At 63.0% G+C, this 24,624-nt stretch carries 24 protein-coding genes; 3 read left to right on the top strand and 21 right to left on the bottom strand.

What is annotated here, in order from left to right; all coding sequences use genetic code 11:
• Positions 1–36: 36 nt before the first annotated feature.
• The gene (locus tag BGI01S_RS05690; protein WP_042323153.1) at positions 37–369 is read right to left on the bottom strand and encodes an RnfH family protein; all 333 of its coding nucleotides are present in this window, start codon (positions 367–369) and stop codon (positions 37–39) included.
• The gene (locus BGI01S_RS05685) at positions 366–803 is read right to left on the bottom strand and encodes a type II toxin-antitoxin system RatA family toxin (RefSeq protein ID WP_042323151.1); all 438 of its coding nucleotides are present in this window, start codon (positions 801–803) and stop codon (positions 366–368) included. The genes BGI01S_RS05690 and BGI01S_RS05685 overlap by 4 nt, the downstream gene beginning before the upstream one ends.
• A 112-nt stretch (positions 804–915) precedes the next feature.
• On the opposite strand from BGI01S_RS05685, the gene smpB reads away from it, so the two are divergent.
• Positions 916–1,362 (top strand): SsrA-binding protein SmpB, encoded by a 447-nt coding sequence (gene smpB, locus BGI01S_RS05680; protein WP_042323149.1) that lies wholly within the window; start codon positions 916–918, stop codon positions 1,360–1,362.
• Between the two features lie 199 nt (positions 1,363–1,561).
• On the opposite strand, the gene BGI01S_RS05675 is transcribed toward smpB, so the two are convergent.
• The 3 genes from BGI01S_RS05675 to ppsA all read right to left on the bottom strand — a co-directional run bounded on the left by BGI01S_RS05675 (position 1,562) and on the right by ppsA (position 5,635).
• Positions 1,562–2,500 carry an SPFH domain-containing protein gene (locus tag BGI01S_RS05675; protein ID WP_042323148.1) on the bottom strand — a complete coding sequence of 313 codons (939 nt, stop codon included), beginning with the start codon at positions 2,498–2,500 and terminating at the stop codon, positions 1,562–1,564.
• Positions 2,501–2,617: 117 nt separating this feature from the next.
• Positions 2,618–3,073, bottom strand: a complete 456-nt coding sequence (locus tag BGI01S_RS05670; RefSeq protein ID WP_042323146.1) for an NfeD family protein — start codon at positions 3,071–3,073, stop codon at positions 2,618–2,620.
• Positions 3,074–3,229: 156 nt separating this feature from the next.
• Entirely contained in the window at positions 3,230–5,635 is a 2,406-nt protein-coding gene (gene ppsA / locus BGI01S_RS05665) for a phosphoenolpyruvate synthase (RefSeq protein WP_042323144.1), read from the bottom strand.
• A 538-nt stretch (positions 5,636–6,173) separates the two neighbouring features.
• On the opposite strand from ppsA, the gene ppsR reads away from it, so the two are divergent.
• The gene (gene ppsR / locus BGI01S_RS05660; RefSeq protein WP_042323141.1) at positions 6,174–6,989 is read left to right on the top strand and encodes a posphoenolpyruvate synthetase regulatory kinase/phosphorylase PpsR; all 816 of its coding nucleotides are present in this window, start codon (positions 6,174–6,176) and stop codon (positions 6,987–6,989) included.
• 129 nt (positions 6,990–7,118) lie between these two features.
• On the opposite strand, the gene BGI01S_RS05655 is transcribed toward ppsR, so the two are convergent.
• The 16 genes from BGI01S_RS05655 to rpsB form a co-directional block, all read right to left on the bottom strand.
• Entirely contained in the window at positions 7,119–7,904 is a 786-nt protein-coding gene (locus tag BGI01S_RS05655; protein WP_042323139.1) for a TrmH family RNA methyltransferase, read from the bottom strand.
• Positions 7,905–7,986: 82 nt separating this feature from the next.
• On the bottom strand, positions 7,987–8,748 hold the full coding sequence (gene rnhB, locus BGI01S_RS05650; protein WP_042323138.1) for a ribonuclease HII: 762 nt from the start codon (positions 8,746–8,748) through the stop codon (positions 7,987–7,989).
• Positions 8,745–9,914, bottom strand: a complete 1,170-nt coding sequence (gene lpxB / locus BGI01S_RS05645) for a lipid-A-disaccharide synthase (RefSeq protein WP_042323136.1) — start codon at positions 9,912–9,914, stop codon at positions 8,745–8,747. Before lpxB ends, rnhB begins: the two co-directional genes overlap by 4 nt.
• 3 nt (positions 9,915–9,917) lie before the next feature.
• Positions 9,918–10,706 carry an acyl-ACP--UDP-N-acetylglucosamine O-acyltransferase gene (lpxA, locus tag BGI01S_RS05640; RefSeq protein WP_042323135.1) on the bottom strand — a complete coding sequence of 263 codons (789 nt, stop codon included), beginning with the start codon at positions 10,704–10,706 and terminating at the stop codon, positions 9,918–9,920.
• 93 nt (positions 10,707–10,799) lie between these two features.
• Positions 10,800–11,264, bottom strand: coding sequence for a 3-hydroxyacyl-ACP dehydratase FabZ (gene fabZ, locus BGI01S_RS05635; RefSeq protein ID WP_006048683.1), 465 nt, complete (start codon positions 11,262–11,264; stop codon positions 10,800–10,802).
• A 184-nt stretch (positions 11,265–11,448) separates the two neighbouring features.
• Positions 11,449–12,561: a UDP-3-O-(3-hydroxymyristoyl)glucosamine N-acyltransferase gene (gene lpxD, locus BGI01S_RS05630; RefSeq protein ID WP_042323133.1), complete on the bottom strand. Its 1,113-nt coding sequence runs from the start codon at positions 12,559–12,561 to the stop codon at positions 11,449–11,451.
• Positions 12,562–12,666: 105 nt separating this feature from the next.
• On the bottom strand, positions 12,667–13,188 hold the full coding sequence (locus BGI01S_RS05625) for an OmpH/Skp family outer membrane protein (RefSeq protein WP_174447394.1): 522 nt from the start codon (positions 13,186–13,188) through the stop codon (positions 12,667–12,669).
• A 47-nt stretch (positions 13,189–13,235) separates the two neighbouring features.
• Positions 13,236–15,539 (bottom strand): outer membrane protein assembly factor BamA, encoded by a 2,304-nt coding sequence (bamA, locus tag BGI01S_RS05620; protein ID WP_042323129.1) that lies wholly within the window; start codon positions 15,537–15,539, stop codon positions 13,236–13,238.
• Between the two features lie 67 nt (positions 15,540–15,606).
• Positions 15,607–17,001 (bottom strand): RIP metalloprotease RseP, encoded by a 1,395-nt coding sequence (gene rseP / locus BGI01S_RS05615; protein WP_042324432.1) that lies wholly within the window; start codon positions 16,999–17,001, stop codon positions 15,607–15,609.
• Between the two features lie 7 nt (positions 17,002–17,008).
• Positions 17,009–18,214: a 1-deoxy-D-xylulose-5-phosphate reductoisomerase gene (locus BGI01S_RS05610; RefSeq protein WP_042323127.1), complete on the bottom strand. Its 1,206-nt coding sequence runs from the start codon at positions 18,212–18,214 to the stop codon at positions 17,009–17,011.
• Positions 18,215–18,224: 10 nt separating this feature from the next.
• The gene (locus BGI01S_RS05605) at positions 18,225–19,046 is read right to left on the bottom strand and encodes a phosphatidate cytidylyltransferase (RefSeq protein ID WP_042323125.1); all 822 of its coding nucleotides are present in this window, start codon (positions 19,044–19,046) and stop codon (positions 18,225–18,227) included.
• On the bottom strand, positions 19,040–19,822 hold the full coding sequence (gene uppS, locus BGI01S_RS05600) for a polyprenyl diphosphate synthase (protein ID WP_042323123.1): 783 nt from the start codon (positions 19,820–19,822) through the stop codon (positions 19,040–19,042). The genes BGI01S_RS05605 and uppS overlap by 7 nt, the downstream gene beginning before the upstream one ends.
• A gap of 142 nt (positions 19,823–19,964) precedes the next feature.
• A complete protein-coding gene (frr, locus tag BGI01S_RS05595) occupies positions 19,965–20,525 on the bottom strand; it encodes a ribosome recycling factor (protein WP_012433445.1) in 561 nt (186 codons plus the stop codon).
• Between the two features lie 98 nt (positions 20,526–20,623).
• A complete protein-coding gene (pyrH, locus tag BGI01S_RS05590; RefSeq protein WP_011488865.1) occupies positions 20,624–21,337 on the bottom strand; it encodes a UMP kinase in 714 nt (237 codons plus the stop codon).
• 217 nt (positions 21,338–21,554) lie between these two features.
• Positions 21,555–22,436 (bottom strand): translation elongation factor Ts, encoded by an 882-nt coding sequence (tsf, locus tag BGI01S_RS05585; protein ID WP_042323117.1) that lies wholly within the window; start codon positions 22,434–22,436, stop codon positions 21,555–21,557.
• A gap of 194 nt (positions 22,437–22,630) precedes the next feature.
• Positions 22,631–23,383, bottom strand: coding sequence for a 30S ribosomal protein S2 (gene rpsB, locus BGI01S_RS05580; RefSeq protein ID WP_042323115.1), 753 nt, complete (start codon positions 23,381–23,383; stop codon positions 22,631–22,633).
• Positions 23,384–23,789: 406 nt separating this feature from the next.
• Between rpsB and map the strand changes: the two genes are divergently transcribed.
• Positions 23,790–24,602: a type I methionyl aminopeptidase gene (map, locus tag BGI01S_RS05575; RefSeq protein ID WP_042323112.1), complete on the top strand. Its 813-nt coding sequence runs from the start codon at positions 23,790–23,792 to the stop codon at positions 24,600–24,602.
• Positions 24,603–24,624 lie beyond the last annotated feature (22 nt).

Genomic DNA, 24,624 nt, shown 5'->3' with positions numbered 1-24,624 from the left:
TTTGCTGTGACGCGCCGCGCTGCACACCAGCGTGCCCTATCGCGAATCCCGATTCTGCCAACGCCGCCCTTCGATCGACCCGGCCTTGCGGGTCTTCTCGACACGGCGTTGCCGCGACAGCTTCGGATCCACCAGCAGCGGCCGGTAGATCTCCACCCGATCGTGATCGGCCAGCACCGCATCGAGCGGCTTGAGCTTGCCGAACACACCCACCTTCTGCGTGTTCAGATCGATTGCCGGATAGCGCTGCAGGATGCCGCTCGCGTCGAGCGCCTGTTGCAGCGTGGCGCCCTCGGGCAAGTCCACGGCGATCAGCGTCTGCCCTTCCGACGCCGCGTAGCAGACTTCGATCGACAGACGCGCGCTCATGCCTTACCGTAGCGCTGATCGGCGCGCTTCACGAATGACTCGACGAACGTATTGGCGATGTGATTGAACACCGGCCCAATGATCTTCTCGAGGATGATGTTGGTGAATTCGTAGTGCAGCGCGAATTCGATCTTGCAGGCATCCGCGCGCAACGGCGTGAACCGCCAGAAGCCGGTGAACCTGCGAAACGGACCGTCCGCGAATTCCATATCGATGCGCGTGGGTCGCTCCATGCTGTTGCGCGTGGCGAAGTGCTGCTTGATGCCCTTGAAGTTGATGTCGATCTTCGCCTCCATGCTGGTTTCGTCGCGGTGGCGGATCTCGACTCCTCCGCACCAGGGCAGGAAGTTGGGGTAATCGGCGACGTCGGTGACGAGGTCGAACATCTGTTCCGCCGAATGGCGGATCAACACGGTTTTCTGGACATCTGCCATAAATTGAACAGCGCGTGGCAAGGGTGGACAAGCGGGTTGAAAAGCGCCGCGGGCTTTCCTTGCCCCGCTTTGCTAAAATCGTGATTTTAAACGAGTTGGGCACTTTCCATTCATGAGCATCATCGACAACAGAAAAGCCTTCTACGACTACTCGGTCGAAGAACGCTATGAAGCAGGGCTCGTGCTCGAAGGATGGGAGGTCAAGGCGCTGCGCGCCGGGCGCGGCCAGATCAAGGAAGGTTACGTCGTTATCAAGAATAACGAACTGTTCCTGATCGGCACGCACATCAGCCCGCTGCCCGAAGCCTCGACCCACATCAATCCCGACCCGGTCCGCACGCGCAAGCTGCTGCTGCATAGCGAAGAGATCAGCAAACTGATCGGCAAGGTCGAGCAGCGCGGCTACACGCTCGTACCGCTGAACTTCCACTACAAGGGCGGCCGCGTCAAATGCGAGATCGGCCTCGCCAAGGGCAAGAAGCAGCACGACAAGCGCGAAACCGAGAAGAAGCGCGACTGGGAACGTGAGAAGGCGCGGTTGATGCGCTCGCCGAGCTGATCGGAGACGCACGCTTCCATTCGCGGCGAGCGCCGGTGCGAATGCAACGCCTCGCCAACCAGCGCCGCGCGATGAGCCGCGCATTGGCACCGTCCCCGCAAGCGCTCAAAGAAAAAAAATGGCCCGCACAATCTGCGGGCCATTCTGTTTTTGCAGCGGACAGCGATACCTGATGCAGCGCTACGCCCCTGCGCAACGCTTAACGCACCTCAGCAGCGCCCTTGTCCTTGCCTTTGCTGACGATCGTCAACGCGGACGCAATCATCGAACTCATATCCGCGAGATTGCCTGGCACGATCAGCGTCGTGCCCTGCTTCGCCAGATTGCCGAACGCGTTCACGTATTGTTCGGCCACCTTCAGGTTCACCGCTTCCATCCCGCCGTTCGACTGAATCGCGGCGGCGATCTTCTGGATTGCCTGCGAGTTCGCCTCGGCCACCGCCAGAATCGCCGACGCCTGGCCCTGCGCCTGGTTGATCGCCGCCTGGCGCTCGCCTTCGGACTTCTGGATCGCCGCCTCACGGCCGCCCGACGCGATATTGATCTGCTCCTGCTTGCGCCCTTCCGACGCCGCGATCAGCGCGCGTTTCTCGCGCTCCGCGGTGATCTGCGCCTGCATCGCGTGCAGGATCTCCTTGGGCGGCGTCAGATCCTTGATCTCGTAGCGCAGCACCTTCACGCCCCAGTTCGCCGCCGCTTCATCGAGCGACGAGACGATGCTGTGGTTGATGAAGTCGCGCTCCTCGAAGGTCTTGTCGAGTTCCAGCTTGCCGATCACCGAGCGCAGCGTGGTCTGCGACAACTGCGTGATCGCGAACACAAAGTTGCTCGACCCGTACGACGCCTTCATCGGATCGGTGACCTGGAAGTACAGCACGCCGTCCACCTGCAACTGCGTGTTGTCGCGCGTGATACAGACCTGGCTCGGCACTTCGAGCGGGATCTCCTTGAGGATGTGCTTGTACGCGATCCGGTCGACGAATGGAAACGCGAAGCTCAAGCCCGGCGTCAGCGTACTGTGATAGCGGCCGAGGCGCTCCAGCACCCACGCGTGCTGCTGCGGCACGATCTTGATGGTCTGCGACGCCAGCACGATCACGACGATCAGCAGCACGGCCCCGACGATGGTTGAATCCATATTTGTCCTCCGGTCCCTGGTTCGAATAGTTGTGCGTATTAACGCAAATGCAGAACACGAATGCGGGTGTGCACGACGCAAACGCCGGAGCAGCCGCATCCGCGAGCGCACACGCGCTCAGGCCGCGGTCGCGTTGGCCTTTGGCTGGCGGCTCGCGACAACCACGAGACAACTGCCGCGCAACTCCACGATTTCATAGACCTGCGCATCCTCGGGCTCGCCCGCGGCCAGTTCGACGTCCCACGCCGCGCCACGATAATTGACGCGCGCCCGGCGCTCATGCCACGCCGGCACGCTCAGCGTCTGCCCGATGTCGAGATTGACATCCGGATTGCGCGATGCCTGCTTGCGCGGGCGGCGGCCGAAGCGCGAGCGCCTGAGCAGCAGCACCGCCGCCAGCGCGACGCCCGCGGCCACCGCGAACTGCAGGTCCGTGCCGGCGCCCGCGATGTGCGCCAGCGCGGCTGCGACGAAGCCCAACGCAATCATCAACAGATAGAAGGTGCCGCTCGTCATCTCCAGCACGACCAGCACGCCCGCCCCGATCCACCAGAACAATCCACCTGGCGCCACGTCGACCTCCACAAAGCAAAACACCCCGGATCTACCGGGGTGTTTATAGCACGAAGCGGGTGCATTTCAACGGGCGATGCGGTGCGCTTCAACACGCGTTTGACGTACCGCACCTCGCGTTATGCATGCCGCCTGAAAAGCGGCATGCCGCACGCTTTACTTGTTCGCCGACTTCGCCAGTTGCTGCCACGTCTCGATAATCGTGTCCGGGTTCAGCGAGATCGACGCAATGCCTTCGTCCGTCAGCCATTGCGCGAAATCCGGATGATCCGACGGGCCCTGACCGCAGATGCCGACGTACTTGTTCAGGCGCAAGCAGGTTTCGATCGCGCGCTTGAGCATGAACTTGACCGCCGGATCGCGTTCGTCGAAATCGACGGCCAGCAGTTCCATGCCGGAGTCACGGTCGAGACCGAGCGTGAGCTGTGTCAGGTCGTTCGAACCGATCGAGAAGCCGTCGAAGAATTGCAGGAATTCTTCGGCGAGAATCGCGTTCGACGGCACTTCGCACATCATGATCAGGCGCAGACCCTTCTCGCCGCGCTTCAGGCCGAACTTCTCCAGCAGCCCGACCACGCGCTCCGCCTGCTTCAGCGTACGCACGAACGGCACCATGATCTCGACGTTGTCGAGGCCCATTTCTTCACGCACCTTCTTCAGCGCGATGCATTCCATCTGGAACGCTTCGGCGAAGTCTTCGGCGATATAGCGCGATGCGCCACGGAAACCCAGCATCGGGTTTTCTTCGTCCGGCTCGTAGCGCGAACCACCGATCAGCTTTTTGTACTCGTTCGACTTGAAGTCCGACAGACGCACGATCACGGGCTTCGGATAGAACGCCGCGGCGATCGTCGCGATACCTTCGGTCAGCTTGTCGACGTAGAACGCGCGCGGCGATGCGTGACCGCGAGCCACGCTTTCGACAGCCTTCTTCAGGTCCTGATCGATGTTCGGGTACTCGAGAATCGCCTTCGGGTGAACGCCGATGTTGTTGTTGATGATGAACTCGAGTCGCGCGAGACCCACGCCTGCGTTCGGCAGTTGCGAGAAGTCGAACGCGAGTTGCGGATTGCCGACGTTCATCATGATCTTCACCGGAATCGGCGGCAGTTCGCCACGCTGCACTTCGGTGATTTCGGTTTCGAGCAGGCCGTCGTAAATCTTGCCTTCGTCGCCTTCCGCGCACGACACGGTCACGAGCGCGCCTTCCTTCAGCACGTCGGTCGCGTCGCCGCAGCCGACCACCGCCGGCACGCCGAGTTCACGCGCGATGATCGCCGCGTGGCAGGTCCGCCCGCCACGATTCGTGACGATCGCCGACGCGCGCTTCATCACCGGTTCCCAGTTCGGGTCGGTCATGTCGGCGACCAGCACGTCGCCCGGTTGCACACGGTCCATTTCCGACGGATCGTGAATCACGCGCACCGGACCCGCGCCGATCTTCTGGCCGATCGCACGGCCCGTGGCCAGCACGTTCGACTGGCCCTTCAGCTTGAAGCGCTGCTCGGCCTTGCCCGCCGCCTGGCTCTTCACCGTTTCCGGACGCGCCTGCAGAATGAAAATCTTGCCGTCGCGGCCGTCCTTGCCCCACTCGATGTCCATCGGACGCTCGTAGTGCTTTTCGATGATGACCGCGTACTTCGCCAGTTCGATCACGTCTTCGTCGGTGATCGAGAAGCGGTTGCGCTGCTCGTGCGGCACGTCGACGGTCTTCACGCGGCCCTGCTCGCCGGCCTTCGTGAATTCCATCTTGATCAGCTTCGAGCCGATCGAGCGGCGGATGATCGGATACTTGCCTTGCGCGAGCGTGGTCTTGAAGACGTAGAACTCGTCCGGATTCACCGCGCCTTGCACGACAGTTTCGCCGAGACCGTAGCTCGACGTGATGAAGACAGCGTCCTTGAAGCCCGACTCGGTGTCCAGCGTGAACATCACGCCTGCCGCGCCGACGTCCGAGCGCACCATGCGCTGCACGCCCGCCGACAACGCGACTTCAGCATGCGTGAAGCCCTTGTGGACGCGATAGGAGATAGCGCGGTCGTTATACAGCGACGCGAACACGTGCTTCATGCGATCGAGCACGTCGTCGATGCCGACCACGTTGAGGTAGCTTTCCTGCTGACCCGCGAACGAAGCATCCGGCAAGTCTTCGGCGGTGGCCGACGAACGCACGGCAAACGACAGCTCTTCAGGCGAGCTGTTCTGCAGCGTGTCGAAGCCCGCGCGAATGTCGGCTTCGAGCTGCGGCTGCATCGGCGCGTCGACGATCCATTGACGGATTTCCTTGCCCGCTTCGGCGAGCGCCTTCACGTCGTCGACGTCGAGCGTTTCGAGACGTTTGGCGATGCGTTCGGTCAGATTGTTGTGATGCAGGAAGTCGCGGAAAGCCAGCGCCGTGGTGGCGAAACCGGTCGGCACTCGCACACCGGCTTCAGCGAGCTGACTGATCATCTCGCCCAACGACGCGTTCTTGCCACCGACGATTTCCACGTCGGTCATCCGCAACTGCTCGAACGGAACTACATACGCCTTATCCTTTGCGACGGTAACTGCGTTAGTCATACAAGCCCCTAAGTGTGAAAGAAATTCACGGCTGTGCAAGTGGGCTTGAACACGAGACGCCCATTGGAAGCGTGACCCCGTGTCTTGCACAACCTGTTGGAGAAGCAATCGCTGCAGCTAGCCGCTGAACTGACTCGAACGACCTGGCTCGATACGCGATGAAGGGACTGAATGGCCGGATTTACCGATTGATCCATCACGTTCACCGCACGTTACCGACTGAAAGCGTGGCGTTGACCAACCGTTCGCGGTGAGTTAGACGCCAATCGCCTGCAATTGCTTATCCAACAGGTTGCCGCTATTCTACCGTGCCGACTCCCGAAATGTGGCAGTCGGACGAGAAATGCGCCTCGAAACGCGCGCCGGACCGGCCGACGGGCTTTTGCGAGGCCCCACCGCCATCCGGACGCGGTTGTGTGGTGCCCACGGTGCGCTGCATCGACGCCGCTGTCTGTGCGATTGACCGCCGGGCAGCGAAATCTACGCAGCGATGTTTGTTTCGAGCGCCTTTTGCCGCTCACGTTCCCCAGCCCCACTGATGCCGCCCACCGTATTCATCGTCTCCGACGGTACCGGGATCACTGCCGAAACCTTCGCGCATTCGATCCTCTCCCAGTTCGACCAGAAATTCCGCCTGGTTCGCGTGCCCTTCGTCGACTCGACGGAGAAGGCCTACGCGACGCTCGAAAAGATCAACGAAGCGATCATCCAGGACGGCCGCCGTCCTATCGTTTTCACGACGCTGGTGGACAGCGCGTCGAATCAGATCGTCAAAGGCTCGAACGCGCTGGTGCTGGATATGTTCCAGACCTTCGTCGAACCGCTCGAACAGGAACTGGAGCTGAAGTCGAGTCACGCGATGGGTCGCGGCCACCAGAACGCGGACACCGAGGAGTACAAGAACCGGATCGAGGCGATCAACTTTTCGCTCGCCCACGACGACGGCCAGTCGAACCGCAACCTCGCCGATGCCGACGTGATTCTGGTGGGCGTGTCGCGCAGCGGCAAGACGCCGACGAGCTTGTATCTCGCAATGCAATACGGCGTGAAAGCGGCGAACTATCCGCTGATTCCGGAAGACTTCGAGCGCGGCAAGCTGCCGACGCCGCTGCTTGCGCATCGGCAGAAGATGTTTGGGTTGTCGATCGATCCGCAGCGTTTGTCGGAGATCCGTAACGAGCGCCGGCCGGGCAGCAAGTACGCGGCGCCGGAGAATTGCCGCTACGAGATCAACGAAGCCGAAACGATGATGCGGCGTGAGGGAATCAAGTGGTTGTCCTCGACGCACAAGTCGATCGAGGAGATTGCGACGACGATCCTGCAGGAGATCAAGCTGGATCGGCCGGCTTATTGAGCGCGGGCGAAAGAGAGATGGGCGCGGTGCCGCGCATGCAAAATCTGCGCGCGCCGCGACATAAATGCATGAGCGAGCAGGGCCACGTGGTCAGCCCCGGCGCGCTACGCGTACCGCGCAGCGCCACCGTCAATCGCGCCCGCGTCGTTGACGGCATTGCTCGAACACGCAGACGGCCGCCGCGGCCGCCACATTCAGCGACTCCATGCCGCCTGGCTGCGGAATCGTCACCCGCAGCGACACCGCGTCGCGCCAGATTTGCGACACGCCCGCCCCTTCGTTGCCGAACACCCACGCGAGCGGTCCACTCAGATCGCAATCATAGATCGCCTCGGCGCCATGTGAATCCGTGATGACGATCGGCGCCGCAAGCCGCTCGATCAGCGTAGCCGCTTCGACATCCTCGTGAATCTGCAACAGGAAATGCGCGCCCATTCCCGAGCGCAACACCTTCGACGACCACGCGTACGCCGTCCCTGGCGCGCAGAACACCTGCTGAATCCCGGCGGCCGCCGCGCTGCGCAAAATCGAACCGACATTGCCCGCGTCCTGCACGCCGTCGAGCACGAGGCAGGTTTGCGCGATCGTGTCCGGCAGTGGCGTATCGAGCTTGTCGACCAGCAGCAGAATGCCGACCCCATGCACGACGTTCGACAACTGCCCGAACAGCGCGTCCGGCAGCGTCACAATGCGATGATCCTCGATGCGCGACACGATCGCCTGCGCCTCGTCGTGACGCAGCGCGCCATCGGTGACGATGCACATTTCCGGCTGCCCGGCGACGTCGAGATACGCGCTCGCGAGATGGAAACCTTCGAGGAGTGCGTGGCCGCTGCGGCGCTGTTGATGCGTCGAGCCGGCCAAAGCCTTCAGGCGCTTGTAGAGCGGATTGTCCCGCGAGGTGATGGCTTTCACAGGCAGCGAAGACGGTGAGAATGAGAAGGAAGCAAGCGCCGCGCGAGCAGGCGTGCGGCGCCCGGATGATGTTCAGCGTGGCTCAGATGCCGCTGCGTTCGCCGAAAGCGTCGTCGCTCAAGGCGTCCTCGAAGGCGCCGCCGGGCATGACGATGACGTCGACCGCCGGCAACGGCACACCCGTGCCGAGTCGCAGATGCGCCTCGCGCACCGGCGCGAACGAGCGCCGATGGTGCTCGCACGGCCCATGTTCGCGCAGCGCCGCGAGATGCTGCGGGGTGCCGTAGCCAGCGTGCGCGTTAAAACCGTACACGGGATAGCGCTGATGCAGTTCGAGCAGCATCCGGTCGCGTGTGACTTTGGCGAGGATCGACGCCGCCGAAATGCTTTTGACGAGTGCGTCGCCGCCGATCACCGCCTCGCTGCGAACGCTCAGCGTCGGGCAGCGATTACCGTCGACTTTCACCAGCGTGGGCACGACCGACAGGCCTTCCACCGCGCGCTTCATCGCCAGCATCGTCGCGTGCAGGATGTTCAGCGAGTCGATTTCCTCGACCGTCGCCGACGCGACGCAGTACGCCAGCGCACGGTCGACGATCTTGTCGTACAGCTCGTCACGCTTCTTCGCGCTGAGCGCTTTCGAATCGTCGAGCCCGCGAATCATCGGTTTGGCCGGATCGAAAATCACCGCGGCCGCGACGACCGGGCCCGCGAGCGGCCCTCGCCCCGCTTCGTCGACGCCGCAGACGATGTCGTCCGCCGTCTCGAAGTTCAGGCCGACTTGCTGCGCCGCCGTTCCAGCGACGATCGCAGCCTTGCGGCGAGGTGTGAGAGTCAGGGTCACGGCCGCGCCGTCCGTTTTTCGATGACGCTCGCCACGACTTCCGCCGCACGCTGCGCGGTGTTCTGCTTCAGCACGTGATGCATCTCCGTGAAGATTTCCGTCAGCGTGCGCCGGTTGGCTTCGTCGCGCAACTGTTTCAGCGTGGCTTCGGCGAGCGCCTGCGGTGTCGCGAAGTGCTGCAGGATCTCCGGCACCACGAAGCGCCCGGCCAGAATGTTCGGCAGGCCGACATACGGCAGATAGCCCTGGCGGCGCATGATCTGGCCGGTGAGCCAGGGCACCTTGTACGAGATGACCATCGGCTTTTTCAGCAGCGCGGCTTCGAGCGTCACGGTGCCGCTCTTCACGAGGATCGCGTCGGCGGCGGTCATCGCGAGTTGCGACTGGCCGTCGGTGATCGTCAGCGCGAGACCGGGATGGGCCTCGACCAGCGGACGCAGCATTTCGCGCAAGGTCGGCGTGGCCGCCGGCATCACGAAGCGCAGACCGGGTTCCTGGTGCTGCATCATCTCCATCGCGGCGAAAAACGTCGGGCCGATCAGATCGATTTCTGAGCGCCGGCTGCCCGGCAGCACCGCGATGATCGGACCGTCTTCCGCGAGGCCGAGCGAACGGCGCGCGCCGAGCGTGTCGGGTACGAGCGGTATTTCGTCAGCGAGCGGATGGCCCACGTACGACGCCGCGACGCCCGCCTTCTCCAGCAGTGCCGTTTCGAACGGGAACACGCACAGCATGTGATCGACCGCTTTGGCGATCTTCTTGATGCGCCCGCCGCGCCACGCCCAGATGGACGGGCAAACGAAGTGAACGGTCGGAATCCCCGCATCGCGCAACGCGTGCTCCAGCCCGAAGTTGAAGTCGGGCGCATCGACGCCGACGAACACCGCCGGCGGTTCAGCCAGCAACTGGCGCTTCAGCTCGTTGCGAATACCGAGAATTTCGGGGATGTGCCGCAGCGCTTCGACATAGCCGCGCACCGTGAGCTTTTCCATCGGCCAGTGGGCGTCGAAACCCGTGGCGATCATGCGCGGGCCGCCGATCCCGTAGTACTGGGTGCCGGCCGGCAGACGGCTCGCGAGGCCGTCGAGCAGCGACGCCGCCAGCAGGTCGCCGGACGGCTCGCCGGCCACCATCGCGACGCGCAGCGGACTGGGTTGCAATGCCATCGGTTAGCGGATGATGCCGCGTTGCGACGCTTCGACGAACGCGAGCAGCGTCTGCACCGGTGCATCGCCGTCGCCGCCAGCGGACGCGAGTTCGCGCAGCTGCACCTTCGCTTCTTCAAGCGACAGGCCGTTCTTGTACAGCACACGATACGCGGTGCGCAGCGCCGAAATCGCATCCGGCGAGAAGCCGCGGCGACGCAGGCCTTCGACGTTGATGCCGTGCGGCTCTGCCTTGTTGCCGGCGGCGATCACGAACGGCGGAATGTCCTGCACCAGCGCCGACGCGCCGCCGAGCATCGAATGCGCGCCGATGCGCACGAACTGATGCACGCCCGACATGCCGCCGATGATCGCGTGGTCGCCGATCGTCACGTGGCCTGCCATCTGCGCGTTGCTCGACAGAATGACGTTATTACCGACGTGGCAGTCGTGGCCGATGTGCACGTACGCCATGATCCAGTTGTCGTCGCCGAGCGTGGTGACGCCAGCGTCCTGCGTGGTGCCGGTGTGGATCGTGGTGAATTCACGGATCGTGTTGCGGTTGCCGATCACGAGCCGGGTCGGCTCGTCCTTGTACTTCATGTCCTGCGGACGGCCGCCGACCGATGCGTAGTGGCCGATCCGGTTGTCTTCGCCGATCGTCGTGTAGCCTTCGATCACGCTGTGTGAACCGACCGTGCTCCGTGCGCCGATCGTCACGTGTGCACCGATCACGGCGTACGGACCGACTTCGACGGATTCGTCGAGTTGTGCGCCCGGTTCGACGATCGCAGTGGGATGAATCCTGCTCATGCGTCCTCGCTTCTGATTCTGTTGCGTTGTCTGGATGGGCTTCTGGCCAGGCGGCGGCGCCTGTAGCAAGCCGCCGGCGGCGCGGACGCCGACTTACGCGTCTTTGTCCGTGTGCCGCACCGCGCACATCAGGTCGGCTTCAGCCGCCACGACGCCATCCACCTCGGCGCGCGCCTTGAACTTCCAGATGCCGCGCATATGACGTTCGAACGTGCAGTTCAGGATCAGCTGATCGCCCGGCTCCACCACGCGCTTGAAGCGCGCGTTGTCGATACCGACGAACAGATACAGCGTGTTCGACGGGTCGCTCGGCTCTTCCGAAAACGTCAGCAAGGCCGCGGTTTGCGCGAGCGCTTCCAGAATCAACACGCCGGGCATCACCGGGCGTGTCGGGAAGTGCCCCTGGAAATACGGCTCATTGATCGACACGTTCTTCAACGCTTTGATGCTCTTGTGCGGCTCGAGTTCGAGCACCCGGTCGACCAGCAGGATCGGGTAACGATGGGGCAGCAGCGTGAGAATCTTATGAATGTCGAGATTGATTTTTTCGGTGCTCATGGTGTTTCTGCTCACGCATTGACTGCGCGATGATGACTGCGGATGCTGGTGCAGGTGGGTTGAAAACGCGTGCTGCCGGCGCCCGCCATGATCCGGCGGCCGTGCCACCCGGTCACGGCAACCGCCTTTGACTCATGATACTTGCCCGCCATTTTACGCGGTGTCGGCAAGCCGCCCTGATATCTCAGGGCTGGTCGCCTGTGGAATTGTCTGCTGCGCGGGGGTCCGCATTGCCCGGACCGTTGGCTGCGGCACTTTCGAGCGCGCGGATACGATCGCGGAGCTTGTCGATATTGCGCAGCAAAGCCGCGCTCTTGTTCCAGTCCGCGTGATTCACGGCCGGGAACGCACTGGTGTACATGCCGGGCTTCAGCAGCGACTTCGACACGCCCGACTTCGCGGTGACGATCACATAATCGGCCAGCGTGACGTGGCCGGCAATCCCCACTGCGCCGCCGATCATGCAATGGCGGCCGATCGTCGTGCTGCCCGCGATGCCCGCGCAACCGGCGATCACCGTGTACGCGCCGACCTTGCAGTTGTGGCCGATCTGCACGAGGTTGTCGATCTTCACGCACTCTTCGATGATCGTATCGGCCATCGCGCCGCGGTCGATCGTGGTGTTCGCGCCGATTTCAACGTCCGCCGCAATCGATACGCCGCCCACCTGCGGAATCTTCACCCAGCTGCCGGTACGCGCGTCGCCTTCGCCGACGAAGTCCGGCGCGAAGCCGAAACCGTCCGAGCCGATTACCGCGCCCGCGTGCACGATCACGCGCTCGCCGAGCTTGCAGCCGTGGTACACCGCCACATTCGGATACAGATGCGAGTCCGCGCCGACGCGTGTGCCGCGACCGATCACGACGTTGGCATCGAGCCGCACGTTCTCGCCGATCACCGCGCCCGCTTCGACCGTGACGTGCGGGCCGATCACCGCGCTTGCAGCGATCTGCGCCGACGGGTCGATGGTGGCGCTCGGATGCACGCCTGGCACCGCTTTCGGCGCGGCGAGGTCGATGAACGTTTGCGCGATACGCGCGAAGTAAGCGTACGGGTTCGGCGTGACGATGAAGTTACGGCCTTCGCGGGAAGCCAGCTTTGCGAGGTCCTCGGCGTTGATCAACACCGCGCCCGCGCGGGTCGTCTCGACCTGCGACAGATACTTCGGATTGGCGAGGAACGCCAGTTGGTCCGGGCCCGCCTGGTCGAGCGGCGCCAGACTGCCGACACGCTGCAAACCGTTTCCGACTACCGAACCGCCGAACCGCTGGACGATGTCCTCGAGCGTAAATGCCATGCCTATCCTGTCTCCTGCTGTTCGATCCAACGTGTTATTGCGGCCGCGTGTGGCGGCTCGCGGCGCGGGCGTACGTCTCGTACCTCTGCCCTTGCCCGACCGCTCTCAGTTGCCCGACGCCGCCAGCGCCTTGAGCACCTGGTCGGTGATGTCGATGCGCGGGCTCACGTACACCGCTTCCTGCACGATCAGATCGTAGTGCTGCGCCTCGGCGATCTGCTTGATCACCTTGTTGGCGCGGTCGAGCACCGCCGCCAGTTCCTCGTTGCGGCGCTGATTCAGATCTTCGCGGAACTCGCGCTGCTTGCGCTGGAAATCCGTGTCCAGTTGTGACAGATCGCGCTGCTTCTGCGCGCGGTCTGCCGCCGACATCGATGCGCCGCTCTTGTCCAGCGAATCGGACATCGATTTCAGCTTCTGCGCCATGTCGGCAAGATCTTTGTCACGCTTCGCGAATTCGGCTTCGAGCTTGACCTGGGCGGCTTTCGCCGCCGCCGATTCACGCAGGATGCGGTCAGAATTCACCGCGGCGATCTTCGCCTCCTGCGCGTGCGCTACCCCGACGCCCAAGGTCATTGCCAGCGCCATCGCGCACGCTACACGTTTCGAAAACATACCGGTTAGCAAAGTCATCCTCTCGATACTGTAGTTTGGCCAGTTGCCTGCCGTCGTGATCAGAACGCCGTCCCGATCTGGAACTGGAACTTCTGATACTGGTCGCCGGTGTGCTTCGTGAGCGGGAAGCCCAGGCTCAGCTTGAGCGGGCCGATCGGCGAGATCCACGCCAGACCCACACCATAGCCGTAACGCAGGCCGTTCGCGCCAGTGCTATTGCCTTCCGTGCCCCACACGTTACCGGCGTCGAGGAACGTGAACACGCGCAGCGTGCGGTCGTAACCCGTACCCGGCAGCGGGAACGTCAACTCGACGTTACCCACGAGCAGCTTCGAGCCGCCGATCGGGTCGCCCGTCTTCGCGTCGCGCGGGCCCAGCGAGCTCGGCTCGTAGCCTCGCACCGAGCCGATACCGCCGGCGTAGTAGTTCTTGAAAATCGGATAAGGCTTGCCGCCCAAGCCGTTACCGTAGCCGCCCTGGAAGTTGAAGCCCAGCACGAACCCACGCGCGAACGAGTAATAGTACTGCGCGTTGATGTCGGCCTTGTAGTACTGCGTGCCGCCGATCGGCGTGCCGTACTCGGCGTTCGCCTGCGTGAAGTAACCACGGCTCGGCACCAGCGCGCTGTCACGCGCGTCGCGCGACCAGCCCACCGTGATCGGCACGTTGTTCGACACGCGGCCGAACTCGTGCACGTAGTCGATGTAGCTTTGCGGCGTGTTCGCGTCGATGTCCAGCTGGTTCTGCTCGAGACCCGCGCCGAAGTACACCGTGTCGACTTCCGAGAACGGGATGCCGAATTTCAGGTCGCCGCCGATCGTGACGATCTTGAAGCTCGAATCCGTCGAGTAGTACAGCGGCTGGTACGTGCGATAGTAGACGTCGGTAATACGCTTGATGCCGTCGACCGTGAAGTACGGATCGACCTGCGTGACCGTCAGCGTACGGTACGTCTTCGCCGTATTGATGTTCACCGCGAGACTCGTGCCCGAGCCAAACACGTTGTCCTGCGACACACCCGCGGACAGCACCACCTTGTCGGTCGACGAGAAGCCCGCACCCAGCGTGATCGCGCCGGTCGGCTTTTCGGCCACCTTGACATCCACATCGACCTGGTCCGGCGTGCCTTCGACCGGGATCGTGGTCACGTCGACATCGGTGAAGTAGCCGAGACGGTTGATCCGGTCTTTCGACAGCGCGAGGCGGTTCGAATCGAACCACGAGCTTTCGAGCTGGCGCATTTCACGGCGCACTACTTCGTCGCGGGTGCGCGTGTTGCCGACCACGTTGATGCGGCGCACGTACACGCGGCGGCTCGGGTCCACCTGCAGCACCAGGTCCACCTTGTGGTTGGTCTGATCGATCTGCGGCTGTGCGTTGACGGTCGCGAACGCGTAGCCGTATTCGCCAAGCTTGTCGACGATCGCCTTCGTCGTGGCCTGCAGCTTTTCAGCCGAGAAACGATCGCCCGGTTTGATCTTGATCAGCTTGTTCAGCTCCGCTTCGCGATCGAGCAGATTGCCGGCCAGCTTGATGGAGGAAATCGTGTACGGCTCGCCTTCGTGCAGCGTGACCGTCAGATACATGTCCTTCTTGTCCGGCGTGATCGACACCTGGGTCGACTCGATGTTGAACTCGAGATAGCCGCGATTCAGATAATACGAGCGGACGTTTTCGAGGTCGCCGGTGAGCTTGTCTTTCGCGTACAGGTCGTTCTTCGTGTACCACGAGAACCAGTTCGGCGTGGACAGTTGCATTTCGTCGCGCAGCGTACCCGTACTGAACGCCTTGTTGCCGATGAAGTTGATCTGGCGGATCTTCGCGCTCGGACCTTCGGCCACCGAGAACAGCACCGACACGCGATTGCGGTCGATCGGCGTAACCGTGGTGGTCACTTCGGCGGCGTAGTAGCCGCGTGTCAGATACTGCCGCTTCAGTTCCTGCTCGGCGCGATCGACCAGCGCCTTGTCGTAGTAACGGCCTTGCGACAAACCGACCGCGCGCAGCGCCTTGGTCAGGTTTTCCTTGTCGAACTCGTGAATGCCGGAGAAGTCGATCGTGCCGATGGCCGGGCGCTCCAGCACCTGCACGATGACGACATTGCCTTCGGTCGCGATCTTGACGTCGTTGAAGAAGCCCGTGGCGTACAGCGCGCGAATCGCTTCGGACGCCTTGTCGTCGCTAAACGTGTCGCCTTGTTTGATGGGCAGATACGCGAACACGGTACCCGGTTCGACGCGTTGCAATCCCTCAATGCGGATGTCTTGCACCACGAAGGGCGACGTTGCGTGAGCAACCAGCCCATGCGCGGCGAAGGCCGCGGCTATAACCGTTTTTGGAACAAAGCGATGAGGTTTAAACAACGTGCTTCCCCAGTGTATATAGCTGCATCAGGTCAGGCGGTCGCCATCGTGAACGCCGCCGGACACTTTAAAAATGGATTAAACGAGCCAGATCGTTGAACAGCGCGATCGCCGACAATGCGACGATGCAGGCGAGACCCGCCCTCTGAAAAACGAGTTGCCAGCGATCGGAGACAACTTTACCGGTCACAGCTTCAACCAAATAATATAACAGATGCCCCCCGTCCAATACCGGAATTGGTAGCAGGTTCAGCACGCCGAGGCTAATACTGACAAGGGCCAGGAACGACAGAAAGGCAGAAGGACCTAGACGTGCGCTCTTTCCTGCGTAGTCGGCAATCGTCACCGGACCGGAAAGATTTTTCAGCGACGCCTCGCCGACGATCATCCTGCCGAACATGCGCACCGAGTACACCGCCAGATCCCATGTGCGGCGCGCGCCGAGTTGCAGACTCTCGACAGGTCCGTAGCGCACATCGATCGACGGCACCTGGGTCGCCAGCTCCGCGCCGATGCGGCCGATCTGCTGACCGGTCGCCGTATCGCGCTGCGCCTGCGGCACGATGCTGATGTCTTCGAGCTTGCCCGCCGCCTGGCCGCCCCGGCCGCCGCGCTCCACCTGCAGCGTCACCGGCACGCCGGCGTGCGATTTTACATACGCGATGAAGGTCGTGGCATTGTCAGTCGGCGTGCCATTGATCGCGCGCAGACGATCGCCCGTGACGAGGCCCGCTCTTTGCGCAGCGCTCCCCGGCTGCACGCCCGCCACCATCAGCTTGCCGCCGCCCGGCTCGAAGCCGAGACGCGACATGAAGTCGTCATCGACGTCTTTCTCGCTGATGCCGCGCAGGTCGATCGGGAAATCGGAAACGCCGTGCGCGTCTTTCGCGCTCAGCACGAGGTGCTTGTGATCGAAGGCGGCGCCGAGCAGTTTCCAGCGCAGGTCCGACCATGAGCGCACCGGTTCGGACTCACCAGTGCCGCCGCTGCGCACCGCGACGATGGTCTCGCCGCCTTCGAAGCCGGCCACTGCCGCCGGCGTATTCGGCGCGGGCGGAGCGATCACCGCTGCCGGCTCCGTCACGCCGCTCGCGAACACAAGAGCGAACAGCACGATGGCCAGCAGGAAGTTCGCGACCGGGCCGGCCGCGACGATCGCAAAGCGCCGCCACACCGACTGGCGATTGAATGCGTGCGGCAACTCGTCGGCGGGAATCGGCGCGGTGCCGGTTTCGCGCTCGTCGAGCATCTTCACGTAGCCGCCGAGCGGCAGCGCGGCAATAGTCCACTCGGTGCCCGTCTTCGGACTCACCCACTGGAACAGCGGCTTGCCGAAACCGATCGAAAAGCGCAGCACCTTGACGCCGCACAGACGCGCGACGCTGTAATGCCCATACTCGTGGACGACGACGAGCACGCCAATCGCGACCGCGAAGGCAAGCACTTCGATCAGCAGGTTCATAAGCGCCTCACTGGACGGCGCGTTCCGTACGCCGGGCGCCGTCGGGCAGACGCGCGATGAATTCGGCAGCGGCGCGACGCGCGGCGGCATCGGCTTCGATCACGTCGTCGAGCGCGTGCGCGCTACGGTTCGGCAAAGCGTTGAGCACCAAGTCGACCACTTGGGCGATCGTCATGAAACCGATCCGGCGCGTCAGGAACGCATCCACCGCGATTTCGTTCGCGGCGTTCAGCGCCGCGCTCGCGACGCCGCCCTCGGCCAGCGCCTTCATGGCGAGCGCGAGACACGGGAAGCGCGCGTAATCCGGCTTCTCGAACGACAGCGACGCGATCTCCGCGAGATCGAGTTGCGCGACGCCCGAATCCACGCGATCCGGAAACGCCAGCGCGTGCGCGATCGGCGTGCGCATGTCGGGGTTGCCGAGCTGCGCGAGCACCGAGCCGTCGGCGTACGAGACGAGCGAGTGAATCACGCTTTGCGGGTGAATCAGCACGTCGATGCGCTCGCCCGGCAAATCGAACAGCCAGTGCGCCTCGATCACTTCGAGGCCCTTGTTCATCATCGTCGCGGAGTCGACCGAAATCTTGCGGCCCATGACCCAGTTCGGATGCTTGCAGGCTTCGTCCGGCGTGACGTCGACGAGCGTGGCCGGCTCACGGGTGCGGAACGGGCCGCCCGACGCGGTCAGGATGATCTTGGAAACGCCGCCGTGCTGCGCGGCTTCGCGCGGTAGGCATTGAAAAATCGCGTTGTGTTCGCTGTCGACCGGCAGCAGCACGGCGTCGTTGTCGCGGACCGCGTCCATGAAGATCGCGCCGGACATCACCAGCGCTTCCTTGTTGGCGAGCAGGATGCGTTTGCCGGCGCGCGCGGCGGCGAGACTCGGCGCGAGACCGGCCGCGCCGACGATCGCCGCGACCACCGTATCGCAGCCGTCACTCTTCGACACGTCGACGAGCGCTTGCGGCCCGTACGTGACCTCGGTCTTGCACCCCGCTTCGCGCAGCTTCGCCGCAACCCGCGCGGCCGTGTCGGCGTCGCCGACTACCGCGACTTCGGGTTTGAAGCGCAGGCATTGCTCGACGAGCTTGTCGCCGTTGCGATGCGCGGTGAGCGCATAAACCGAGAAACGCTCGGGATGACGCGCGACGACGTCGAGCGTGCTGTCTCCAATCGAGCCCGTGGAACCGAGCAATGTCAGACGTTTTTGCATATCTCTTTCTCTAGCCGAGCAGCAGCATGGCAAGCGGCAGCACCGGCAATAATGCGTCGATGCGGTCAAGCACGCCGCCGTGCCCCGGCAACAGGCCGCTTGAATCTTTCACCCCGGCCTGGCGTTTCATCATCGATTCGAACAGGTCGCCCACCACGCTGAAGGCCACCAGCAGGGTCAGCGCGAGCAGCGTGCGCACGGCGCCCCATTGCGCCAGCAGCGAAGAATACAGGGTCGGCTCGAACGCATGCAAAAAGACCGCCACCGCCGCGACGATCATCACCACCAGCCAGCCGCCGATCGCGCCCTCCCAGGTCTTGCCCGGGCTGATGGCAGGTGCCAGCTTGTGTTTTCCGAACGCTTTTCCGGAGAAGTATGCGCCGATATCGGCCAGCCACACCAATAGCAGCAGCGACAGGACGAACGGCACACCCTGCATGCGCGCGGCGACGAGAGCATGCCAGCACGCGGCGAATACCACAATGCCGGCAAGCAACAGAAAGATTCGCCACGCGCCCTGCGCGAGCACAGGCTTGCGCAGCAGCACGAACGGCCCGGCGATCACCCAGAAGATGGCGGCCGCCTTGAAGAGCGAGCGGCCCTCTTCAACGCCCGTGCCGAGCCGCGTGCTGGCGACCAGCGCGACCGCGGCGACCAGCGCGTAGACCACCGGACCGGCGCCGCCCAGCTTGAGCAGGCGCGCCCACTCCCATGCGGCGAACACGACGACGAAGGCGATCAGCGCGCCGAACGCGCCAACCGGCGCGAACAGCGTGACCGGCAGGAACACTGCCAGCAGGATGATCGCCGTGATGACACGGGTTTTTAGCATGGAAGCGAATCGACGTTTTGCGATTGCGGCTCGAGTTGAGCACTGGTGCGGCCGAAGCGGCGTTCACGCTCCGCGTACGAAGCGATTGCGTGGCCGAGGGCGTCGGCATCGAAATCCGGCCAGAAGGTATCGGTGAAGTAGAACTCGGTGTAGGCGAGCTGCCACAGCAGAAAGTTGCTGACGCGGCGCTCGCCGCCAGTGCGGATGAACAGGTCCGGTTCCGGCGCATAGGCCATGGACAGGTGCTCGGCGAACGAATCTTCGTTGATCTCGACCGCCTTGCCCGCCGCCGCCGACTGTTCGGCGAGCTTGCGGGTGGCCTGCATGATGTCCCAGCGGCCGCCGTAATTTGCGGCGATGGTCAGCGTGAGACGGGTATTGCGCGCGGTCTTGGTTTCCGCGCGCTTGATCAGGTCGCGGATGCGCGTATCGAAGCGGTCGAGGTCGCCGACCACGCGCAAACGGATGCCGTTCGCGTGCAGCTTGCCGATCTCGCGCTCCAGCGCGGTCACAAACAGGCGCATCAGGAACGAGACTTCCTCGTTCGGACGACGCCAGTTTTCGGAACTGAAGGCGAACAGCGTCAGGTATTCGACGCCTTGCCGGGCGCACGCCTCGACGGCCGCACGCACCGCGTCGACGCCGCGCGTATGGCCCGCCACGCGCGGCAAGCGGCGCTGGGTGGCCCAACGGCCGTTGCCATCCATGATGATCGCGATATGTCGCGGCACCGCGGCGACATCAGGCACGCGCACGGTTGAGCTGGTATAGGTCATGGCCGTTGGACAGTGACTGCAAATAAAGAAGTGGAAATCGTGAAGGTGCTGAGTGGCTCCCAACCCGGCGTTTCGCGCCAGCCTCTTCCCAGGGAGAGGAAAACGTGGGACAACCCGCCGCTTTCCCGGGAGCCGGTCGGCCTCAGACCGTCATGATCTCGGCTTCTTTCGTCACGACGAGTTTGTCGATTTCAGCGACAAACTTGTCTGTCAGCTTCTGAACGTCGTCGCCTGCACGACGCTCGTCGTCTTCCGAAATTTCCTTGTCTTTCACGAGCTTTTTCAGTTGCTCGTTGGCGTCGCGACGCAAGTTGCGGACCGCAACCTTGGCCGTTTCCGCTTCGCTCTTGACCACCTTGGTCAGTTCGCGGCGGCGCTCTTCGGTCAGTGCGGGCATCGGTACGCGGATCACGTCGCCTTGCGTGGCCGGGTTCAGACCGAGGTCCGACTCGCGGATCGCCTTTTCGACGACCTGGACCATCTTCTTTTCCCACGGCTGCACGCCGATCGTGCGTGCGTCGATCAGCGTCAGGTTCGCGACCTGCGAGATCGGCACCGGCGAACCGTAGTAGTCGCACTGGATGTGATCGAGCAGGCCCGTGTGCGCACGGCCCGTGCGGATCTTCGACAGGTCGTTCTTGAACGCGTCGATGGAGCGCTGCATCTTTTGTTCAGCGCCCTTCCTGATATCAGCCACAGACATTTTTAAACCTCCGAACCTTCAAAACGGTGCGAGCCGGCCAGCGCGCGATAGGCGGCGGCCTGGACCCGCGTTAAAGCCCACGTTATGTGAACGAGAGTTTACACGTGGACGAGCGTACCTTCGTCCTCGCCTTGTACGATGCGCTTGAGCGCGCCCGGCTTGACGATCGAAAAAACGCGGATCGGCAGCTTCTGGTCGCGGCACAGCGCGAACGCAGTCGCGTCCATCACCTGCAGATTGCGGCCGATCGCCTCGTCGAAGCTGATCGTGGTGTAGCGGGTCGCGCTCGGATCTTTCTTGGGATCGGCCGAATAAACGCCGTCCACCTTGGTTGCCTTCAGCACGACTTCCGCACCGATTTCCGAGCCGCGCAGCGCGGCGGCCGTGTCGGTCGTGAAGAACGGGTTGCCGGTGCCGGCCGCGAAAATCACGACTTTGCCTTCTTCGAGCTGGCGAATCGCGCGGGGCCGGATGTACGGCTCGACCACCTGGTCCATGCGTAGCGCCGATTGCACGCGCGCTTCGATACCCGCGTGGCGCATCGCGTCCTGCAGCGCCAGCGCGTTCATCATCGTGGCCAGCATGCCCATGTAGTCGGCCGTGGCGCGATCCATACCGGCCGCGCCGCCCGCGACGCCACGGAAGATATTGCCACCGCCGATCACCACGGCCAGCTGCGTTCCGAGACGGACCACTTCGGCCACGTCCGCCACCATTCGTTCGATGGTCGCGCGATTGATGCCGAAGGCATCGTCGCCCATCAGAGCTTCACCGGAGAGTTTGAGCAGGACGCGTTTGTAGGCAGTGGGCATAGGGGTATCCAGATCGCGCAGAACAGGGCAACAACAAGGGACTAATGTAGGGGTGAAACGCTGATTCGGGCAAGCACCGCCAAATTGACGGACCCCAAGGTCCGCCGACGGCTGCGCCGCGAGGGTCAACCCGCGCGCAGCCTTGCGGCGCTGCCGACCGCGGCAAAGTCTTGCTCCGCCGCGGGTCCAACAGTACTACGTGAAGCTTGGGTGAGACTTATTGTTGCTTTGCAGCAGCGACTTGCGCGGCCACTTCTGCTGCGAAGTCGTCCTGCTTCTTCTCGATGCCTTCGCCGACCACGAACAGCGCGAACTTCTGCACGCTCGCGTTGCCAGCCTTCAGCATCTGTTCGATCGTCTGCTTGTCGTTCTTAACGAACGTCTGGTTCAGCAGCGACACTTCCTTCAGATACTTCTGCACGCTGCCGTCGACCATCTTGGCGACGATTTCAGCCGGCTTGCCCGATTCGGCGGCCTTCTGTTCAGCGATGCTGCGTTCCTTGGCAATCAGGTCCTCCGGCACGTCGTCCGACGACAGCGAAACCGGCTTCATTGCAGCGATGTGCATCGCCACGTCCTTGCCGACCTGCTCGTCCGCGCCGGCGTACTCGACCAGCACGCCGATACGCGTGCCGTGCAGGTACGCTGCCAGCTTGTTAGCCGTGTCGAAGCGCACGAAGCGGCGGATCGACAGGTTTTCACCGATCTTGCCGACCAGCGCGAGGCGCACTGCGTCGACCGTCGAGCCGTCCAGCGGCAGCGCCGACAGAGCAGCGACGTCAGCCGGATTTTGTGCAGCGACCAGTTCGGCGATCTTCTTCGAGAAAGCCAGGAAGTCGTCGTTCTTCGAAACGAAGTCGGTTTCGCAGTTCAGCTCGACCAGCGAACCCGCGTTGCCGCCGATAAACGATGCGACCACGCCTTCAGCCGTCACGCGCGACGCTGCCTTGCTGGCCTTGTTGCCCAGCTTCACGCGCAGCAGCTCTTCAGCGCGCGCCATGTCGCCGTCGGCTTCCGTCAGCGCCTTCTTGCATTCCATCATCGGCGCGTCGGTCTTTGCGCGCAGTTCTGCAACCATGCTTGCGGTAATTGCCGCCATCATTTGCTCCTTGAGTTCCGTCTGTCACACGCCGCCCGCACTTCGATACCGGCGGCAAGAATTCGTTTCAGCGTTGCCGCGTATTTTTTACGGACAACGTGTTGGGCACCGCCTGCAGCGCCCTACTACAATGTCGCGACTTAAAAAAAGGGGGCCTGTAGAAAGCCCCCTTTTTTGCCGGACACGGGGCAGCTTTACGCTTCCGAGTTGACCTCGACGAACTCGTCGCCGTTGTCGCCACGTGCAGCCTGCACCACTTCGTTGACCGCGTTCGCACGGCCTTCGAGGATCGCGTCCGCCACGCCAGCCGTGTACAGAGCGACAGCCTTCGATGCGTCGTCGTTACCCGGGATCACGTAGTCGATGCCTTCCGGCGAGTGGTTCGTGTCGACCACTGCGATGACCGGAATGCCGAGCTTGTTCGCTTCGGTGACGGCAATCTTGTGGTAGCCGACGTCGACCACGAAGATCGCGTCCGGAATGCCGCCCATGTCCTTCACGCCGCCGATCGACTTCTGCAGCTTGGCCATTTCGCGTTCGAACAGCAGCGCTTCCTTCTTGCTCATGCGTTCGGTTTCGCCTGCTTCCAGCGCCGCTTCCATGTCCTTCAGGCGCTTGATCGAAACCTTCAGCGTCTTGAAGTTGGTCAGCATGCCGCCGAGCCAGCGTGCGTTGACGAACGGCATGCCAGCGCGTTGCGCTTCTTCAGCGATCGTGTCGCGCGATTGACGCTTCGTGCCGACGAACAGGATCGTGCCGCGATTCGCTGCCAGTTGACGCGCGTACTTCAGCGCGTCGTTGTACATCGGCAGCGTCTTTTCGAGGTTGATGATGTGAATCTTGTTGCGATGACCGAAAATGAAGGGGGCCATCTTCGGGTTCCAGAAGCGCGTTTGGTGACCGAAGTGGACACCGGCTTCCAGCATTTGACGCATGGTAACTGCCATGAAAATCTCCGCGAGGGTTGGGTCTTAAGCCGGCTGCCGTATCGGCCGCGCCCGCCTTCTTTGGCTGGAACGCGACGGACACCCTGGGTGCGCCGGCTTGCGAGTTTGCTGCCTGGGTACCGCCTTACCTCATAGCGCAGGCAACCGGCGTTATGAGAAGCCTTTCCTGCCACCCGCCTCCCTATGAGACATCCATACGGGCAATGAAAGAGGACATAGATCGACCTAGCCAAAGATTATAGCACGCGACTATCGGCTGACTCAACCTGCCCCGGTAGCTCCGGTTTGCCGCGGCGGGTTGCACCCGCGAGCGCCGGCAAAACGCGCAAGCCCCGCCGCAAAAGCCTGCGACGGCCGGAATATGGTGCGATAATCCCGCCATATTTTGCATTTTCAGGCCCGACTCATGGCTATTACGCTCAAAAACGAACACGATATCGCGCAGATGCGCGTCGCCTGCAGGCTCGCGAGCGAAGTGCTCGACTACATCACGCCTTTCGTCAAGGCCGGCGTCACGACCGGCGAACTCGACCGTCTGTGCCACGAATACATGCTGAAGGAACAGGGCACGGTCCCGGCGCCGCTGAATTATCAGCCGCCCGGCTACCCGCCCTACCCGAAAGCCACCTGCATTTCCGTCAACGACGTGATCTGCCACGGCATCCCCGGCGACAAGACGCTGAAAAACGGCGACGCGCTGAACATCGACGTCACCGTCATCAAGGAAGGCTATTTCGGCGACACGAGCCGCATGTTCATCGTCGGCGAAGGGTCGATTCTCGCGAAGCGCCTCGTTCAGACCACCTTCGAATGCATGTGGCTCGGCATCGACCAGGTCCGCCCCGGCGCGCATCTGGGCGACATCGGCTACGCGATCCAGAAGCATGCTGAAAGCCAGGGCTACAGCGTGGTGCGCGAGTATTGCGGCCACGGCATCGGCACGGTGTTCCACGAAGACCCGCAGATTCTGCACTACGGCCGTCCCGGCACCGGCCTCGAACTGCAGGCCGGCATGATCTTCACGATCGAGCCGATGATCAACGCCGGCCGTCGCGACATCCGCACCATGCCTGATCAGTGGACCGTCAAGACCAAGGACCGCAGCCTGTCGGCGCAGTGGGAGCACACCGTGCTCGTCACGGAAACCGGCTACGACGTGCTGACCGTGTCCGCGCTCACGCCGGCGCGGCCGCCGGTCGTCGCGGCCACTACGGCCTGACCGACTTTCGACCTTACCGCCC

Origin of the sequence: Paraburkholderia ginsengisoli NBRC 100965, assembly GCF_000739735.1 — a bacterium.
GTDB classification, from domain to species: domain Bacteria; phylum Pseudomonadota; class Gammaproteobacteria; order Burkholderiales; family Burkholderiaceae; genus Paraburkholderia; species Paraburkholderia ginsengisoli.
Note: the sequence above shows the minus strand (reverse complement) of the source record. Positions and strands in the feature narration are given on the sequence as shown.

What these genes read in the sequence shown, in the direction of transcription:
- BGI01S_RS05605 (WP_042323125.1), bottom strand. Translation starts at nt 19,046, where the DNA reads ATGCTAAAAACCCGTGTCATCACGGCGATCATCCTGCTGGCAGTGTTC.
- BGI01S_RS05685 (WP_042323151.1), bottom strand. Translation starts at nt 803, where the DNA reads ATGGCAGATGTCCAGAAAACCGTGTTGATCCGCCATTCGGCGGAACAG.
- rseP (WP_042324432.1), bottom strand. Translation starts at nt 17,001, where the DNA reads ATGAACCTGCTGATCGAAGTGCTTGCCTTCGCGGTCGCGATTGGCGTG.
- lpxA (WP_042323135.1), bottom strand. Translation starts at nt 10,706, where the DNA reads ATGAGCAGGATTCATCCCACTGCGATCGTCGAACCGGGCGCACAACTC.
- BGI01S_RS05690 (WP_042323153.1), bottom strand. Translation starts at nt 369, where the DNA reads ATGAGCGCGCGTCTGTCGATCGAAGTCTGCTACGCGGCGTCGGAAGGG.
- BGI01S_RS05610 (WP_042323127.1), bottom strand. Translation starts at nt 18,214, where the DNA reads ATGCAAAAACGTCTGACATTGCTCGGTTCCACGGGCTCGATTGGAGAC.
- ppsR (WP_042323141.1), top strand. Translation starts at nt 6,174, where the DNA reads ATGCCGCCCACCGTATTCATCGTCTCCGACGGTACCGGGATCACTGCC.
- tsf (WP_042323117.1), bottom strand. Translation starts at nt 22,436, where the DNA reads ATGGCGGCAATTACCGCAAGCATGGTTGCAGAACTGCGCGCAAAGACC.
- lpxD (WP_042323133.1), bottom strand. Translation starts at nt 12,561, where the DNA reads ATGGCATTTACGCTCGAGGACATCGTCCAGCGGTTCGGCGGTTCGGTA.
- lpxB (WP_042323136.1), bottom strand. Translation starts at nt 9,914, where the DNA reads ATGGCATTGCAACCCAGTCCGCTGCGCGTCGCGATGGTGGCCGGCGAG.
- map (WP_042323112.1), top strand. Translation starts at nt 23,790, where the DNA reads ATGGCTATTACGCTCAAAAACGAACACGATATCGCGCAGATGCGCGTC.
- frr (WP_012433445.1), bottom strand. Translation starts at nt 20,525, where the DNA reads ATGTCTGTGGCTGATATCAGGAAGGGCGCTGAACAAAAGATGCAGCGC.
- smpB (WP_042323149.1), top strand. Translation starts at nt 916, where the DNA reads ATGAGCATCATCGACAACAGAAAAGCCTTCTACGACTACTCGGTCGAA.
- fabZ (WP_006048683.1), bottom strand. Translation starts at nt 11,264, where the DNA reads ATGAGCACCGAAAAAATCAATCTCGACATTCATAAGATTCTCACGCTG.
- ppsA (WP_042323144.1), bottom strand. Translation starts at nt 5,635, where the DNA reads ATGACTAACGCAGTTACCGTCGCAAAGGATAAGGCGTATGTAGTTCCG.
- rpsB (WP_042323115.1), bottom strand. Translation starts at nt 23,383, where the DNA reads ATGGCAGTTACCATGCGTCAAATGCTGGAAGCCGGTGTCCACTTCGGT.
- uppS (WP_042323123.1), bottom strand. Translation starts at nt 19,822, where the DNA reads ATGACCTATACCAGCTCAACCGTGCGCGTGCCTGATGTCGCCGCGGTG.
- BGI01S_RS05675 (WP_042323148.1), bottom strand. Translation starts at nt 2,500, where the DNA reads ATGGATTCAACCATCGTCGGGGCCGTGCTGCTGATCGTCGTGATCGTG.
- pyrH (WP_011488865.1), bottom strand. Translation starts at nt 21,337, where the DNA reads ATGCCCACTGCCTACAAACGCGTCCTGCTCAAACTCTCCGGTGAAGCT.